15 protein-coding genes are annotated in these 15,658 nt (G+C 65.5%); 10 read left to right on the plus strand and 5 right to left on the minus strand.

All coding sequences use genetic code 11. The features are described 5' to 3' along the window. Positions 1-72: 72 nt before the first annotated feature. From nusA to AC07OC_RS08110, 7 genes are all read left to right on the plus strand, one after another. Positions 73-1,557: a transcription termination factor NusA gene (nusA, locus tag AC07OC_RS08080; protein ID WP_218294352.1), complete on the plus strand. Its 1,485-nt coding sequence runs from the start codon at positions 73-75 to the stop codon at positions 1,555-1,557. 24 nt (positions 1,558-1,581) lie between these two features. Next, positions 1,582-4,449, plus strand: a complete 2,868-nt coding sequence (infB, locus tag AC07OC_RS08085; protein ID WP_218338828.1) for a translation initiation factor IF-2 — start codon at positions 1,582-1,584, stop codon at positions 4,447-4,449. 18 nt (positions 4,450-4,467) lie between these two features. Continuing rightward, on the plus strand, positions 4,468-4,839 hold the full coding sequence (gene rbfA, locus AC07OC_RS08090) for a 30S ribosome-binding factor RbfA (protein WP_008904004.1): 372 nt from the start codon (positions 4,468-4,470) through the stop codon (positions 4,837-4,839). 2 nt (positions 4,840-4,841) lie between these two features. Next, positions 4,842-5,846, plus strand: coding sequence for a tRNA pseudouridine(55) synthase TruB (gene truB / locus AC07OC_RS08095; protein WP_218338827.1), 1,005 nt, complete (start codon positions 4,842-4,844; stop codon positions 5,844-5,846). Further along, complete coding sequence (gene typA / locus AC07OC_RS08100) at positions 5,843-7,666, plus strand: translational GTPase TypA (RefSeq protein ID WP_218294355.1); 1,824 nt, start codon at positions 5,843-5,845, stop codon at positions 7,664-7,666. The genes truB and typA overlap by 4 nt, the downstream gene beginning before the upstream one ends. A 68-nt stretch (positions 7,667-7,734) precedes the next feature. Next, positions 7,735-8,610, plus strand: coding sequence for a DMT family transporter (locus tag AC07OC_RS08105; RefSeq protein ID WP_218294356.1), 876 nt, complete (start codon positions 7,735-7,737; stop codon positions 8,608-8,610). Further along, on the plus strand, positions 8,607-9,701 hold the full coding sequence (locus AC07OC_RS08110; protein WP_218338825.1) for an enoyl-CoA hydratase/isomerase family protein: 1,095 nt from the start codon (positions 8,607-8,609) through the stop codon (positions 9,699-9,701). The genes AC07OC_RS08105 and AC07OC_RS08110 overlap by 4 nt, the downstream gene beginning before the upstream one ends. Positions 9,702-9,793: 92 nt before the next feature. Here the strand turns inward: AC07OC_RS08110 and AC07OC_RS08115 are convergent, their stop codons facing one another. The 4 genes from AC07OC_RS08115 to smpB all read right to left on the minus strand — a co-directional run bounded on the left by AC07OC_RS08115 (position 9,794) and on the right by smpB (position 12,312). Beyond that, positions 9,794-10,702: an anti-sigma factor family protein gene (locus tag AC07OC_RS08115; protein WP_218294358.1), complete on the minus strand. Its 909-nt coding sequence runs from the start codon at positions 10,700-10,702 to the stop codon at positions 9,794-9,796. 20 nt (positions 10,703-10,722) lie between these two features. After that, positions 10,723-11,277 (minus strand): sigma-70 family RNA polymerase sigma factor, encoded by a 555-nt coding sequence (locus AC07OC_RS08120; protein WP_218294359.1) that lies wholly within the window; start codon positions 11,275-11,277, stop codon positions 10,723-10,725. Between the two features lie 27 nt (positions 11,278-11,304). Continuing rightward, positions 11,305-11,679 carry a COG4315 family predicted lipoprotein gene (locus AC07OC_RS08125; RefSeq protein WP_218338824.1) on the minus strand — a complete coding sequence of 125 codons (375 nt, stop codon included), beginning with the start codon at positions 11,677-11,679 and terminating at the stop codon, positions 11,305-11,307. A gap of 159 nt (positions 11,680-11,838) precedes the next feature. Beyond that, positions 11,839-12,312, minus strand: coding sequence for an SsrA-binding protein SmpB (gene smpB / locus AC07OC_RS08130; RefSeq protein WP_218294361.1), 474 nt, complete (start codon positions 12,310-12,312; stop codon positions 11,839-11,841). A 296-nt stretch (positions 12,313-12,608) separates the two neighbouring features. On the opposite strand from smpB, the gene AC07OC_RS08135 reads away from it, so the two are divergent. Both AC07OC_RS08135 and AC07OC_RS08140 read left to right on the plus strand, forming a co-directional pair. After that, positions 12,609-13,049, plus strand: a complete 441-nt coding sequence (locus AC07OC_RS08135) for a type II toxin-antitoxin system RatA family toxin (protein WP_218294362.1) — start codon at positions 12,609-12,611, stop codon at positions 13,047-13,049. 46 nt (positions 13,050-13,095) lie between these two features. After that, positions 13,096-13,413, plus strand: coding sequence for an RnfH family protein (locus AC07OC_RS08140; RefSeq protein WP_255590838.1), 318 nt, complete (start codon positions 13,096-13,098; stop codon positions 13,411-13,413). Positions 13,414-13,476: 63 nt separating this feature from the next. Here AC07OC_RS08140 and AC07OC_RS08145 read toward each other — a convergent pair whose 3' ends face one another. Beyond that, on the minus strand, positions 13,477-14,010 hold the full coding sequence (locus AC07OC_RS08145) for a DUF4124 domain-containing protein (protein WP_218338822.1): 534 nt from the start codon (positions 14,008-14,010) through the stop codon (positions 13,477-13,479). Positions 14,011-14,120: 110 nt separating this feature from the next. Here AC07OC_RS08145 and guaB point away from each other — a divergent pair, with 110 nt between their 5' ends. Then, on the plus strand, positions 14,121-15,596 hold the full coding sequence (gene guaB / locus AC07OC_RS08150) for an IMP dehydrogenase (RefSeq protein ID WP_218294365.1): 1,476 nt from the start codon (positions 14,121-14,123) through the stop codon (positions 15,594-15,596). Positions 15,597-15,658: the final 62 nt, after the last annotated feature.

Here is a 15,658-nt window from a genome sequence, read left to right on the forward strand (position 1 = left end):
TGAATGAATTGGGGTGGGTGGCCGCAGCGCGCGGACCCTGCCCTCGGGTGATTGAAACAGGAGAGTCGTCGCATGAATCGCGAATTGTTGATGTTGGTTGAGGCCATTTCGCGCGAAAAGAACGTTGAGCGTGATGTGGTCTTGGGCGCCGTGGAGTCGGCCTTGGCCCAGGCTACCAAGAAGCTGTACCAGGGCGAGGTGGACATTCGCGTGTCCGTCGATCGCGACAGCGGCAACTATGAGACTTTCCGCCGCTGGCTGGTCGTGCCCGATGACGCGGGCCTGCAGAATCCCGAAGCCGAAGAGCTGCTGATGGATGCGAAGGACCGCATTCCCGACATCGAAGTCGGCGAGTACATCGAAGAGGGTGTCGAGTCCGTGCCGATCGGCCGCATCGGCGCCATGGCCGCCAAGCAGGTCATCCTGCAGAAGATCCGTGACGCCGAGCGCGAAATGCTGCTCAACGACTTCATGTCGCGCGGCGAGCGCATCTTCACCGGCACCGTCAAGCGCATGGACAAGGGCGACATCATTGTCGAGTCCGGCCGTGTGGAAGGCCGCCTGCGCCGCAGCGAGATGATCCCCAAGGAAAACCTGCGCAGCGGCGACCGCGTGCGGGCCATGATCATGGAAGTGGACCTGACCCTGCGCGGCGCGCCCATCATCCTGTCGCGCTCGGCCCCCGAGTTCATGATCGAGCTCTTCCGTCAGGAAGTGCCCGAGATCGAGCAGGGCCTGCTGGAGATCAAGTCCTGCGCCCGCGACCCCGGCTCGCGTGCCAAGATCGCCGTGCTGTCGCACGACAAGCGCGTGGACCCCATCGGCACCTGCGTCGGCGTGCGCGGCACCCGTGTGAACGCGGTGACCAACGAACTCGCCGGCGAGCGCGTGGACATCGTGCTGTGGTCAGAAGACCCCGCCCAGTTCGTGATCGGCGCGCTGGCACCGGCCAACGTGTCCTCCATCGTGGTCGATGAGGAAAAGCACGCCATGGACGTCGTGGTGGACGAGGAAAACCTCGCCATCGCCATCGGCCGCGGCGGCCAGAACGTGCGCCTGGCGTCCGATCTGACCGGCTGGAAGATCAACATCATGGACGCCGCCGAAAGCGCGCAGAAGCAGGCCAACGAGACCGACACGGCCCGCAAGCTGTTCATGGAAAAGCTGGATGTGGACGAGGAAATCGCCGACATCCTGATCTCCGAAGGCTTCAACAGCCTCGAAGAAGTGGCCTATGTGCCGCTGCAGGAAATGCTGGAGATCGAAAGCTTCGACGAAGACACCGTCAACGAGCTGCGCGCCCGCGCCAAGGATGCGCTGCTCACGATGGAAATCGCCCGCGAGGAAAGCGTGGAAGAGGTCTCCCAGGACCTGCGCGACCTCGAAGGCCTCACCCCCGAGCTGATTGCCAAGTTGGCTGAAGGCGGTGTGCATACACGTGACGACCTGGCCGATCTGGCCATTGATGAACTGACCGACCTGACCGGACAGTCTGAAGAAGAAGCCAAAGCCTTGATCATGAAGGCGCGCGAACACTGGTTCGCGGGGCAAGAGTAAAGGTCAGGGAGGCACGAACCACATATGTCCAGTAATACTGTCGCCGAGTTTGCAACCGAACTCAAAAAATCGCCTGAAACCCTGCTCGACCAGCTCAAGGCTGCCGGCGTGGGCAAGGCTGCCCCCTCCGACGCGTTGACCGAGTCGGACAAGCAAAAGCTGCTTGCCTATCTGCAGGCCAGCCATGGCACGGCTTCGGCTGACCGCAAGAAGATCACGCTGGTGAAGAAGTCCACCAGCGAGATCAAGCAGGCCGATGCCACGGGCAAGGCCCGCACGATCCAGGTGGAAGTGCGCAAGAAGCGCACGTTCATCCAGCGCGACGAAGGTGCCGAGGCGTCTGCCGAAACCCATGCGCCCGTGGCGGCGCAGGAGGCTGCTGTTTCCAGCGAGGATCTCGAGCTGTCCCGCCGCGAGGAAGAAGCGCGCCGCCAGGCCGAGCTGATCCGCCGCCAGGAGGCGGAGCTGGCCGAGAAGCGCGCTGAACGCGAAGCCCGTGAAAAGCGCGAACGCGAAGCCGAGGAGCGTGCTGCCGCCTACGCTGCGCAGGAAGCCGAAAAGAAGGCCCAGGCCTCTGCTGTCAAGCAGGAAGCGACCCGCGAGCAGGCCGCTGAAACCGCTGCGCGCAGCGCCGCCCAGGCCGAAGCGCGCGAAAAGGCTGCTGCCGAGTCCAAGGCCCGCTCCGACGAGGAAGCCGCGCGTGCGGCCGATCTGGATGCCCGCCGCCGCAAGGCCGAAGCCGAGGCCGCGGCCATTCGCTCCATGATGGCCACGCCCAAGAAGGCGGTCATGGTGGCCAAGAAGCCCGAGGAACCCAAGCCCGTGGCCAAGCCCGCCGCGGTGGGCGATGCCAAGAAGGGCACGCTGCACAAGCCGGCCGTGGGCACGGGTGTGGCGCGTGCGGGGGCTCCGGCCGCCGCCGGCGCAGGCGCGCCCGGCGCCGGCAAGGAAGTGAAGTCGGCCAAGCTGTCCTCCAGCTGGGCCAATGACACCGCCAAGAAGAAGGAAATCAAGACCCGCGGCGACAGCAGCGGCGGTGTCGGCCGCAACAACTGGCGTGGTGGCCCGCGTGGCCGCCGTGGTGATAACCGCGACCATCGCGACGACCACCAGCAGTCCGCACCGGTCGAGGCGCGCATCATTGAAGTGCATGTGCCCGAGACCATCACGGTGGCAGAGCTGGCCCACAAGATGTCGATCAAGGCGTCCGAAGTGATCAAGGCGCTGATGAAGATGGGCCAGATGGTCACCATCAACCAGCCGCTGGACCAGGACACCGCCATGATCGTGGTGGAAGAGCTGGGCCACAAGGCGGTGGTGGCGGCGCTGGACGATCCGGAAGCCTTCACCGACGACGATTCGACGCAGCAGAACGCAGAGCTGTTGCCGCGCGCCCCGGTCGTGACCGTCATGGGCCACGTCGACCACGGCAAGACCTCGCTGCTGGACTACATCCGCCGCGCCAAGGTCGCTGCGGGCGAAGCCGGCGGCATCACGCAGCACATTGGTGCCTACCACGTGGAAACACCGCGCGGCATGGTGTCCTTCCTCGACACCCCGGGTCACGAGGCCTTCACGGCCATGCGTGCCCGCGGTGCCCAGGCCACGGACATCGTGATCCTGGTGGTGGCGGCCGATGACGGCGTCATGCCCCAGACCAAGGAAGCCATCAAGCACGCCAAGGCGGCTGGTGTTCCTATCGTGGTGGCCATCACCAAGGCCGACAAGCCCGATGCCAACCCAGACCGCGTCAAGCAGGAGCTGGTGGTCGAAGAGGTGGTGCCGGAAGAATACGGTGGCGATTCGCCGTTCGTGCCCGTGTCTTCCAAGACCGGCATGGGCATCGACACGCTGCTCGAGCAGGTGCTGCTGCAGGCCGAAGTGCTGGAACTCAAGGCGCCGGTGGATTCGCTGGCCAAGGGCCTCGTGATCGAAGCGCAGCTCGACAAGGGCCGCGGCCCCGTGGCGACCGTGCTGGTGCAGTCCGGTACCCTCAAGGTGGGCGACATCGTGCTGGCAGGCCAGACCTATGGCCGCGTGCGCGCCATGCTGGACGAAAACGGCAAGGTGGCCAAGACGGCGGGTCCGTCGATCCCGGTGGAAATCCAGGGCCTGACGGAAGTGCCGCAGGCCGGCGACGAATTCATGGTGCTCACGGACGAACGCCGTGCCCGCGAAATCGCCACCTACCGTGCCGGCAAGTTCCGCAACACCAAGCTGGCCAAGCAGCAGGCTGCGAAGCTGGAGAACATGTTCGCCGACATGACGGCAGGCGAAGTGAAGATGCTGCCCATCATCGTCAAGGCCGATGTGCAGGGTTCGCAGGAAGCGCTGGCGCAGTCGCTGCTCAAGCTGTCGACCGACGAAGTCAAGGTGCAACTGGTGTACGCCGCCGTGGGCGCCATCAGCGAGTCGGACATCAACCTGGCGATCGCCTCCAAGGCCATCGTGATCGGCTTCAACGTGCGGGCCGATGCCGGTGCGCGCAAGCTGGCCGAGGGCAATGGCGTCGATCTGCACTACTACAGCATCATTTACGACGCTGTGGACGAGCTGCGCGTGGCCATGTCCGGCATGCTGGCCCCCGAGCAGCGCGAGGAGATCATCGGCACGGCCGAGATCCGCACGGTGTTCGTGGCCACCAAGATCGGCACGATTGCCGGTTCGTACATCACCTCGGGCATGGTCCATCGCAACGCACGCTTCCGCCTGCTGCGCGACAACGTGGTGGTCTACACGGGCGAAGTCGATTCGATCAAGCGCCTCAAGGACGATGTCAAGGATGTCAAGGAAGGCTTCGAGTGCGGTATCAAGCTCAAGAACTACAACGACATCAAGGAAGGCGATCACCTCGAATTCTTTGACATCAAGGAAATCGCGCGGACGCTGTAAGGCATCGGTGACGACGACATGGCTGCGAAGAAATCTTCCACCCCCAACCGCGCCTTCAAGGTCGCCGACCAGATCCAGCGCGATCTGACGGAGCTGATCGCGCGCGAGTTGAAAGACCCGCGCGTGGGCATGGTGACGCTGCAGGGCGTGGAGGTGACTCCGGACTACGCACATGCCAAGGTGTTCTTCAGCCTGCTGACGGGCGACCCTGTGGAGACACAGGCGGCGCTCAACCAGGCTGCGGGTTTCCTGCGCAACGGCTTGTTCAAGCGCCTGCACATCCACACGGTGCCCACGCTGCACTTCGTGTTCGACCGCACCTCCGAGCGGGCGGCCGACATGAATGCCTTGATTGCCAAGGCTGTCTCTTCCCGCGCAAAAGAGGATTAGCCATGCAGCCAGCGCCACGCACCAGGGTGCAGCGGCGCCCTGTGCATGGGGTGTTGCTGCTCGACAAACCGCTCGGCCTTTCGAGCAACGACGCCTTGCAAAAGGCGAAATGGCTCCTGCGCGCCGAAAAGGCGGGCCATACCGGCACGCTCGACCCGTTGGCCACCGGCGTGCTGCCCCTGTGTTTTGGCGCGGCCACCAAGTTCAGCCAGCTGCAGCTCGACGCGCCCAAGACCTATGAGGCCCTGGCGCTGCTGGGAGCGACGACGACGACCGGCGATGCCGAGGGCGATGTGGTGCAGCGCTGCGATGTCGACCCCGCCCAGCTCACCCCTGAGTGTCTGGCGGCGGTGCAGCAGCAGTTCACCGGCCCCATCCGCCAGGTGCCGCCCATGCACAGCGCGCTCAAGAAGGATGGCAAGGCGCTGTATGAATACGCCCGTGCGGGCATCACCGTGGAGCGCGAGGCGCGCGACGTGGTCATTCACGCACTGAAATTGACGCTGGTCCAGACAAATCAGGCGCAAAGCGCTATCAAAATAGTAGTGACCTGCAGCAAAGGCACCTACATCCGTACCCTGGGGGAAGACATTGGCGCCGCCCTGGGCTGCGGGGCGCACCTGACCTTTCTGCGCCGCATCGATACCGGCGGGATCGGCGTGGAGCGCTGCGTCACGCTGGCACAGCTGGAAGCCATGCCCGAGGCCGAACGGCTGGCCAGCCTGGAAGCTCCCGAGTCGCTGCTGGCGCAACACGTGCGTGTCACGCTGGACGGTGAGAATGCAGCCCGATTCCTGTCGGGCGTGCGTCGCCGTGGCAACTGGCCCGATGCCAGTGCCGTGGCGGTGTTTGGCGAGAATCCCCCGGCGCTGCTGGGGGTGGGCCACATCGTGGGCGGGGAGCTGGTGCCGGACAGGCTCCTGAGTCCGCTGGAAATTCAACAAATTTTGGAAAGCACGCCGCATTCCGCGTCCATGGCGCACAGCGGCATATTGGAAAAACTATGACTAAACAAATCCGCAATATCGCCATCATTGCCCACGTTGACCATGGCAAAACCACCATGGTCGACCAGCTGCTGCGCCAGTCCGGCACCTTCGCCGACCACGAAAAGGTCGTCGATACCGTGATGGACAACAACGCCATCGAAAAAGAGCGCGGCATCACCATCCTGGCCAAGAACTGCGCCGTGAGCTGGAAGGGCACGCACATCAACATCGTGGACACCCCCGGCCACGCGGACTTCGGCGGCGAAGTGGAACGCGCCCTGTCCATGGTGGACAGCGTGGTGCTGCTGATCGACGCGCAAGAGGGCCCCATGCCCCAGACGCGTTTCGTGACCAAGAAGGCCCTGGCCCTGGGCCTGCGCCCCATTCTGGTCGTGAACAAGGTGGACAAGCCGGGTGCCAACCCCGACAAGGTCGTTAACGCAGCGTTCGACCTGTTTGACAAGCTTGGCGCCACCGACGAGCAGCTCGACTTCCCCGTGGTGTACGCCTCGGGCATCAACGGCTGGTCGTCGCTCGAAGAAGGCGCGCCCGGTGAGCAGTGGGGCCCCGACATGTCGGCCCTGTTCGACACCATCCTCAGCCATGTGCCCCCGAACACGGGCGACCCGGCTGCCCCGCTGCAACTGCAGATCTCGGCGCTGGACTTCTCCAGCTTCGTGGGCCGCATCGGCGTGGGCCGCATCAGCCAAGGCACCTTGAAGCCCATGATGGACGTGGTCGTTATGGAGGGCCCCGACGGCAAGGCCGTCAAGGGCCGTGTGAACCAGGTGCTGACCTTCCAGGGCCTGGACCGCATGCAGACGCCCATGGCCGGCCCCGGCGACATCGTGCTGATCAACGGCATTGAAGACATCGGCATCGGCGTGACCGTGACCGACCCCGCCAATCCCGCACCGCTGCCCATGCTCAAGGTGGACGAGCCCACGCTGACCATGAATTTCTGCGTGAACACCAGCCCGCTGGCCGGCCGCGAAGGCAAGTTCGTGACCAGCCGCCAGATCTGGGACCGCCTGCAAAAGGAACTGCAGCACAACGTGGCCCTGCGCGTGAGCGAGACCGACGAGGAAGGCATCTTCGAAGTGATGGGCCGGGGCGAACTGCACCTGACCATCCTCTTGGAAAACATGCGCCGTGAAGGCTACGAGCTGGCCGTGTCCAAGCCGCGCGTGGTGTTCAAGGAAATCAACGGCGAGAAGTGCGAGCCCATTGAGCTGGTGACGGCTGACATCGAAGAAGGACACCAGGGCGGCGTGATGCAGGCCCTGGGTGAGCGCAAGGGCGAGCTGGTGAACATGGAGCCGGACGGCCGTGGCCGCGTGCGCCTGGAGTACCGCATTCCGGCGCGTGGCCTGATCGGCTTCACGAACGAATTCCTGAACCTGACGCGCGGCTCCGGCCTCATCAGCAACATCTTCGACAGCTATGAGCCGCACAAGGGCGACATCGGCGGCCGCAAGAACGGCGTGCTGATCTCGATGGACGACGGCGAGATCTTCACCTACGCCCTGGGCAAGCTGGACGACCGTGGCCGCATGTTCGTGAAGGCGAACGACCCCGTGTACGAAGGCATGATCGTCGGCATCCACAGCCGCGACAACGACCTGGTGGTGAACGCCACGCGCACCAAGCAGCTGACCAACTTCCGCGTGAGCGGCAAGGAAGACGCGATCAAGATCACGCCCCCGATCGACCTCACGCTGGAATACGGCGTGGAATTCATCGAGGACGACGAACTGGTCGAGATCACGCCCAAGTCCGTGCGCCTGCGCAAGCGCCACCTGACCGAGAACGAGCGCAAGCGCGCTTCCCGGTCCTGATAGGCTGAGCTTCCCCGGAAGGGCCACTGCTGCGCAGTGGCCTTTTTTCCGTCTGCAACCCGAACCCCATGTTGAAACTCACACATTCCCGCGCGGTGGTGCTGATGGTGGCGGTGACCCTGATGTGGTCCATCGCTGGCGTGGTCACGCGCCACCTGGAACATGCGGCGAGCTTTGAGGTGACCTTCTGGCGCAGCTTTTTCACACTGCTGTCCCTGCTGGTCATCCTGCCGGCGCTGCAGGGCAGGGCGGTGTTTGCCTCCATGCGCCATGGTGGCCATGCGCTGTGGATCTCAGGGGTGTGCTGGAGCGTGATGTTCACGGCGTTCATGGTGGCCCTGGTGCTCATGCCGGTGGCCAACGTGCTGGTCACGATGGCCGTGGGGCCGCTGCTCACCGCGCTGTTCGCACGGGTGTTCATCGGCCACCACATCGCCCCGCGCACATGGGCTGCGATTGCCGTGGCGGGGCTGGGCATTGCGTGGATGTATGGTTCGCAGATGGCGGGCCTGCCCTTGGCGGGTACGCTGGTGGCGCTGTGCGTGCCCGTGGCGGCAGCCATCAACTGGACGGTGGTGCAACACTCGCAGCGCCACGGCCACGCGGTGGACCTGGTGCCCGCGGTGCTGGTCGGCGCGGTGATCTCGGTGGTGGCCACGCTGCCGCTGGCGCTGCCTTTTCAGGCGTCGGCCCATGACCTGGCCCTGCTGGCGCTGCTGGGCGTGGTGCAATTGGCCATTCCTTGTGTGCTGGCCGTGCGCTGTGGGCGTGTGCTCAAGGCGCCCGAGATGGCGCTGCTCGGTTTGCTCGAAGTGATCTTTGGCATCTTGCTGGCATGGCTGGGCGCGGGCGAAAAGCCCGGCACGGCAGTGCTGACGGGGGGCGCACTGGTGATCGGTGCGCTGGTTTTCAATGAACTGTTGGGTTGGAAGGAACAAAAATGACGGAGACGGTAGTGTCTGAAGTGTTGAGCGAAGTGCGTGGCCAGGTTGGCTTCATTACCCTGAACCGCCCGCGTGCGCTCAACGCGTTGTCGCTGGGCATGGTGCGTGACCTGATGGGCATCCTGCTGGCCTGGCAGAACGATGCGCGGGTGCTGGCGGTGGCGATTCGCGGCAGCAACAAGGAGGGCCCGTTCGGTGCCTTCTGCGCGGGCGGCGACATCCGCTTCCTGCACCAGGCGGGCAGCCAGGGTAACCCCCTGCTGGAAGACTTCTTCACCGAGGAATACGCGCTCAACCACCTGATCCACAACTACGGCAAGCCCTACATCGCGTTCATGGACGGCATCGTGATGGGCGGCGGCATGGGCATCAGCCAGGGGGCAGCGCTGCGGGTGGTGACCGAGCGCACCAAGATGGCGATGCCCGAGACGGCCATCGGCCTGTTCCCTGACGTGGGTGGCGGCTACTTCCTCTCGCGCTGCCCCGGTCGCGTGGGCGAGTGGCTGGCCCTCACGGGCGACACCATCGGCGCGGGTGATGCCATCGAAAACCAGTTGGCGGATGGCTGCCTGCCCTCGGACCAGCAATCCGCCGTGTGGGAGGCGCTGGGGGCCGGGGGATTTGCGGATGGCCCTGCGGTCCGTGACTACGTTGCTTCCAAATTCATAGCTGTCAGCGCGCACCAGTCAAGCGTTAGAGCCCAGATTGACCAATATTTCTCGTTGCCCAGCGTGGGCGAGATCGTCGCTGCGCTCGAGGCGGCCGATACCGACTGGGCGCGTGCCACGGCGGCCACGCTGCGCAAGCGCTCGCCGCTGATGCTGCACGTGGTGCTCGAGCAGATCCGGCGTGCGCGCGGCATGGGCCTGGCCGATGACCTGCGCATGGAGCGCGACATGGTGCGCCACTGTTTCTTCCTGCGCCCTGGCCAGAGCGAGACGGTGGAGGGCATCCGCGCCCTGGCCGTGGACAAGGACCATGCGCCGAAGTGGAACCCCGGCCGCATCGAGGACGTGGCGCCCGCGATGGTGGCACCGTTCTTCGCCAGCCCCTGGCCCGCGCACGCGCACCCGCTGGCGGCCCTGGCCTGACCTGGATTGAACTGACCTGAACCCAGGCCGGTGCGAACGCTAGTGTCCCGAGTTGGAAGTTACTTTATGAACCGAATTTCTAACTCGGGACACTAGAGCTGCAGTTGCCTGTATACCGCCGTGGCCAGCGCGAGCAATTCGGCGCGCGATAGCTGTCCGCTGAGCGCGTAGCCAAAGCTTCCCTCGGTCCAGTAGAAACCGGGCACGGGGCCTTCCTGCCTGAACTGGAAGGCCGCTGCCGCCGTGGCCGTGGTGGCGGGCGGGTTGTCGTGCGGCGGTGGCGCACCGTGGCGAGAAAGCGCCGTGGTGGCCGTGGGGGCGAGTGCGCCCAGGTACAGCGTGATGCGCTGGCCCGCAGCATTCTGGTACATGAACTGCGCACGCGCCCCGGTGTCGCCCGGCAGCAGGCGGCCTCCCACCAGCTCATAGCCTTGCGGGGCGAGCACGGGCACCTTCAGCGGCTTGCCCAGCCGCTTGGAGAGCCACTGCACCAGATGCTCCTGCTGCGACGCGGTGACTTCCACCGGATGGCGGACCTCCGGCTGGTAGACCGCATGGGCCACGGCGGCCTGCTGGGCAAAGCGCTGCGCCGGCGCCGTGGCCAGCAGCGCTGCCGCATCGCCCGCCAGAGGCTGGTGGCCCGGGGCCGGGCCGCCTGCCCACTGGCCACGCCCCGCCCACCCCAGCGCGAAGGCCAGCAGCACCGACGCGGCCAGGCCGCCCCAGCGCCACCACTGTGCCTGCCGTTCCTGGTGTCCCGCGGCGCGCAACGCAGCGGCCAGCAACGCATCGGGCACGGCGGCATGGAGCAGATCCTGGTGCAGTGCCTGCAGCTGGTCGCGCCCCTGTTGCCAATGGGCGATGGCATCCCGCGCGGCCTCGTTGCCTTCCAGTTGCTGGCGCAAGGCTGCGGCCTGCGCGGCCGGGAGGCGGCCGTCCGCCAGGGCGTGCCAGGCGGGATCGTCTTCGGGGAGGGGCGGGGCGTGGGAGCGCGGTTCCATGGCAGTGTCGCGGGTCGTCGTCATTTCAGGCGGCGCAGCGCCGGGGGCTGGGACTGGGTCTGTGGGGCGGCTGCCGCCGTGGCTGGTGAGGGGGATGGCGCAGGCACCGATGTGCGCTCCATAAGTACCCGCAGCCGGGCGCGGGCGCGCGACAGCCGTGACATCACCGTGCCCACGGGGACGGCCAGGATGCGGGCCGTGTCCTCGTAGCTCATGTCCTCCATGGCCACCAGCAGCAGCACGGCCCGCTGGTCCGCGGGCAGGCGCTGCAGGCAGCGTTCCAGGTCCAGCGCGTCGTCCGAGGGCACCGGCGCGCCGGGCAACTGGTCGCGGACGTCCTCGATGTCCAGCGGCGCCAGCGCGGGCATCGCGCGGCGCTGGTTGAGATAGAGGTTGTGCATGAGCGTGAAAAGCCATGCGCGCAGGTCGCTGCCGGTGCGCCACAGCAGCCATTTGCTGCAGGCGCGCTCCAGCGTGTCCTGCACGAGGTCGTCGGCCGCCCAGGCGTCACCTGTCAGCACCCGGGCATAGCGGCGCAGGCCTGGCAACTGCTCGACAACCTGGGTGCGGTTCATGGCGCGGTGGGATGGGCGCGCTCGCCCTCAGGGGCGAGCAGTGCGCCAGACCTGGTTCACACCGTCGCCAGTCCTGTCGCCGGGTTTGGTGTCCTTGACCCAGTAGTACAGCGGCTTGCCCTTGTAGGCCAGCTGGGTCTTGCCGTCATCACGGGTCACGATGCTGTAGTCGCCGCCCGGCGCCGTGCTGGCCATGAGCGGGGGCCAGTTGGTGGCGCAGGGCCCGTTGCAGACCGATTTGCCGCTGCCTGCCGCGTCGCGGTCAAAGGTGTAGAGCGTCATGCCGCCCGCGCCGACGAGCACGCCGTCCACGGTTTTCACGGGCGCGTCGGCCATGGAGGCACAGCCCGCCATACCGGCAACGGCGATGAATGCTGCCGCCATCGAGACAAATTTCTTCATGGGTTTCTCCAGAGTGGGTGCAGGCGGCGCGAATGCGGCCTTGCACCGGGACAAACACATGGGCACCGTGGTTTATTCCACGCCGCCGCAAAAAAACCGGCCGGGCTGGCATCGATGTGGCGCTTCCCGGCCCGAGCCCGCCGTGCGATGGCGCGCAGGCTAGCGGTTTCTGCTCTTCATGGCGCGCTCGACCTCGCGCTTGCCTTCGCGGTCCTTGATGGTGTCGCGCTTGTCGTGCTCGGCCTTGCCCTTGGCCAAGGCGATCTCGCATTTCACGAAGCCGTTCTTCCAGTGCAGGTTCAATGGCACCAGCGTGTAGCCCTTTTGCTCGACCTTGCCGATCAGGCGCTTGATGTCGTCCTTCTTGAGCAGCAGTTTCTTGGTGCGCGCGGATTCGGGGTTGACGTGGGTCGAGGCCGTCTTGAGCGGGTTGATCAGGCAACCGAGCAGGTACAGCTCTCCATCACGTATCAGCACATAGCCGTCGGTCAATTGCACCTTGCCCTCGCGCAGCGCCTTGACCTCCCAGCCGTGCAACACCATGCCCGCCTCGTGGCGCTCCTCGAAGAAATAGTTGAAGGCCGCTTTTTTGTTGTCGGCAATGCGGGACGTAGGATCTGGTTTTTTGGCCATGGGGTGAGAGCGTGTTTGCACTTTTACGTGCCCGCGAAAACCGGAGAAAGGCCCGGCAGATGGGCGCAGGACGCGCCGAAGTATCGATACTGCAAGCGGACTGCGACAACGTGGCCGGGCCTTTCCCCGGCTTTCCCGAAAGGTTGGACCCGGACGCGGGTACTTGAGGCGCAGGACACGCTTTAAAAGATGCGGCGCAAACCGGGAGATAAAAGGCCTCCCTACAATTGTCGTCGTCTCGCACCCGCGATTCTAATTTCCTCTGGCTTGCGCGCACCGGTGCAGGCGCCGTCTGCATGAAAACCGTCCACAAGTCCGTCCTCATCTGGTATAGCCCCGAAGAAATGTTTGCCCTGGTCACCGGGGTGGAGCACTACCCCCAGTTCCTGCCATGGTGCGACCATGCCGCCGTGCTCGAGCAGACCGCAGAGGGCATGACCGCCGAGGTAGGCATTTCATTTGGCGGCATCCGCCAGACCTTCGTGACGCACAACACCCATGAGGCAGGCCGGCGCGTGCGGATGCGGCTGGTCAAGGGGCCTTTCTCGCAGCTCGACGGCGACTGGCTTTTTCACCCCGTGGGCGATGGCAGCCAGCGGGCCTGCCGCGTGGAGTTGAGCCTGAATTACGGTTTTGACAACGCGGCCCTGGCGGCGCTGGTAGGCCCTGTGTTCGACCGCATCGCGGGCAGCATGGTCGATGCCTTCGTGAAGCGCGCGGAACAGGTGTATGGCTGAGGAGCCGGCTGGTGCGGACATCGCAACCCCGCGCGCACCCCCTCTGATGCGGATCACCGTGCTGGTCTCGCTGGCGCCCCGGCAGGTCAGCGAATGCACTGTGCAATTGCACCCTGGAAGCACGCTCGCCGACGCCCTGCAAGCCGCCGGGCAGATGGCTGCGCGGCGCGAGGGCATGGCGTGCGGCATCTGGGGCCGTGCCATGCCCGAGACGACGCTGCTCAAGGACGGGGACCGCGTGGAGTTGTACCGGGAGCTCAAGGTGGACCCCAAGGTGGCACGCCGCGAGCGGTTTGCCCGGCAGGGCGCGCGTTCCACGGGCCTCTTCGCGCGGCAGCGGCCGGGCGGCAAGTCAGGCTACTGATCGGGATACCAATTGAAACAAAAACGGCGCCTCAGGCGCCGTTTTTTTGCCACGGATGACCGCTCAGCGTTTGCAGTCGGAGGCGATGATCGTGTCGATGCGCTTGACCTCTGCATTGCGCTGGGCCTCGTCCAGGAAGACGCGCTCGCCCTGTGCATTGCTCTGCCTGATCGGCGCGCCGGTCTCGAAAGTGGCCTTGGCCGCGCGCGCACGGGTGCAGTTTTCTGCCTTGGCCTTGGCGATCCTGTCGTCTTCGGCTTTCTTCTTGGCGGCTTCGGCGGCCTCTGCTTCAGCCTTGCGCTTTTCCAGCTCCTTGTCCTTGCCGGCGGCGCTGGCGGGAGCGCGGGGGGATGCGGCCGCAGGCGCAGCAGCCGAGGCGGGGGTATCGGCCGCTTCCGGCGCACTGGCGGCTGCCGCAGGCACGCGTGCAGCCGCGTAGCTTGGCTGCTTGAGGATGCTCTTTTCCGGAATGTCCTGTGGCGGCGGGCGGTCGCTGAAGACCTTGCGGCCGTCCTTGTCGATCCACTGCCATTGGGCAGCGGCACCCAGGGCCCAGGTGCAGGCAACGGCCAGCAAAACAAGCTTGTGCAATTTCATGCAGGCAAGTTTAGCCGTGCAGCAACGCAGCCGCCAGTGCGTGCGCAAAGGAGCGCGAGCCCTGCGGCGCCCCGCGGACGCGGGTACAATCCGTTTTTTGGAGCTTTCTCATGCGCCTTCTTGGAAAAGCGCTCACCTTCGACGATGTGTTGCTGGTGCCAGCGTACTCCCAGGTCCTGCCCAAGGACACGTCCCTCGCGACGAAACTCTCCCGCAATATCCAACTGAACTTGCCGCTCGTGTCCGCCGCCATGGACACCGTGACCGAGGCGCGCCTGGCCATTGCCATTGCCCAGGAGGGCGGCATCGGCATCGTGCACAAGAACCTCACGGCGCAGGAGCAGGCCGCCCAGGTGGCCAAGGTCAAGCGCTATGAATCCGGCGTGCTGCGCGACCCGGTCGTCATCACCCCCGAGCACACCGTGCTGCAGGTGCTGCAGCTGTCCGAACAGCTCGGCATCTCGGGCTTTCCGGTGTGCGACGGCGGCAAGGTGGTGGGCATCGTCACGGGCCGCGACCTGCGCTTTGAAACGCGCTACGACGTCAAGGTCCACCAGATCATGACCCCGCGCGAGAAGCTCATCACCGTCAACGAAAAGGAAGGCACCTCGCCTGCCGAAGCCAAGGCGCTGCTCAACAAGCACAAGCTCGAGCGCATCCTGGTCGTGAACGACGCGTTCGAGCTCAAGGGCCTGATCACCGTCAAGGACATCACCAAGCAAACCAGCTTCCCCAACGCCGCCCGCGATCCCTCGGGCCGCCTGCGCGTGGGCGCCGCTGTCGGCGTGGGTGAAGGCACCGAAGAGCGCGTGGAAGCCCTGGTCAAGGCCGGTGTGGACGCCATCGTGGTCGACACCGCCCATGGCCACAGCAAGGGCGTGATCGAGCGCGTGCGCTGGGTCAAGCAGAACTACCCGCAGGTCGACGTGATCGGCGGCAACATCGCCACCGGCGCGGCCGCACTGGCGCTGGTCGAGGCGGGCGCCGACGCGGTCAAGGTCGGTATCGGCCCGGGCTCCATCTGCACCACGCGCATCGTGGCCGGTGTGGGCGTGCCCCAGATCATGGCCATCGACAGCGTGGCCACCGCCCTCAAGGGCACGGGCGTGCCGCTGATCGCGGACGGCGGCGTGCGCTACAGCGGTGACATCGCCAAGGCGCTGGCTGCAGGCGCCAGCACCATCATGATGGGCGGCATGTTCGCGGGCACCGAAGAAGCGCCCGGCGAAGTCATCCTGTTCCAGGGCCGCAGCTACAAGAGCTACCGCGGCATGGGCAGCATCGGTGCCATGCAGCAGGGCAGCGCCGACCGCTACTTCCAGGAATCGACCACCGGCAATCCCAACGCCGACAAGCTCGTGCCCGAAGGCATCGAAGGCCGCGTGCCCTACAAGGGCTCCATGGTCTCCATCGTGTTCCAGATGGCCGGTGGCGTGCGCGCCGCCATGGGCTACTGCGGTTGCGCCACCATCGACGACATGAACAACAAGGCCGAGTTCGTGGAGATCACCACCGCCGGTATCCGCGAAAGCCACGTGCACGACGTTCAAATTACGAAGGAAGCCCCCAACTACAGGGCTGACTGAGCACCGCCGATCCAATCTGGCCTGATTGAAAATATCTGGTCAGAATGATATAGTCTGGTCTG

This window comes from Acidovorax sp. GW821-FHT10E04 (genome assembly GCF_059415185.1).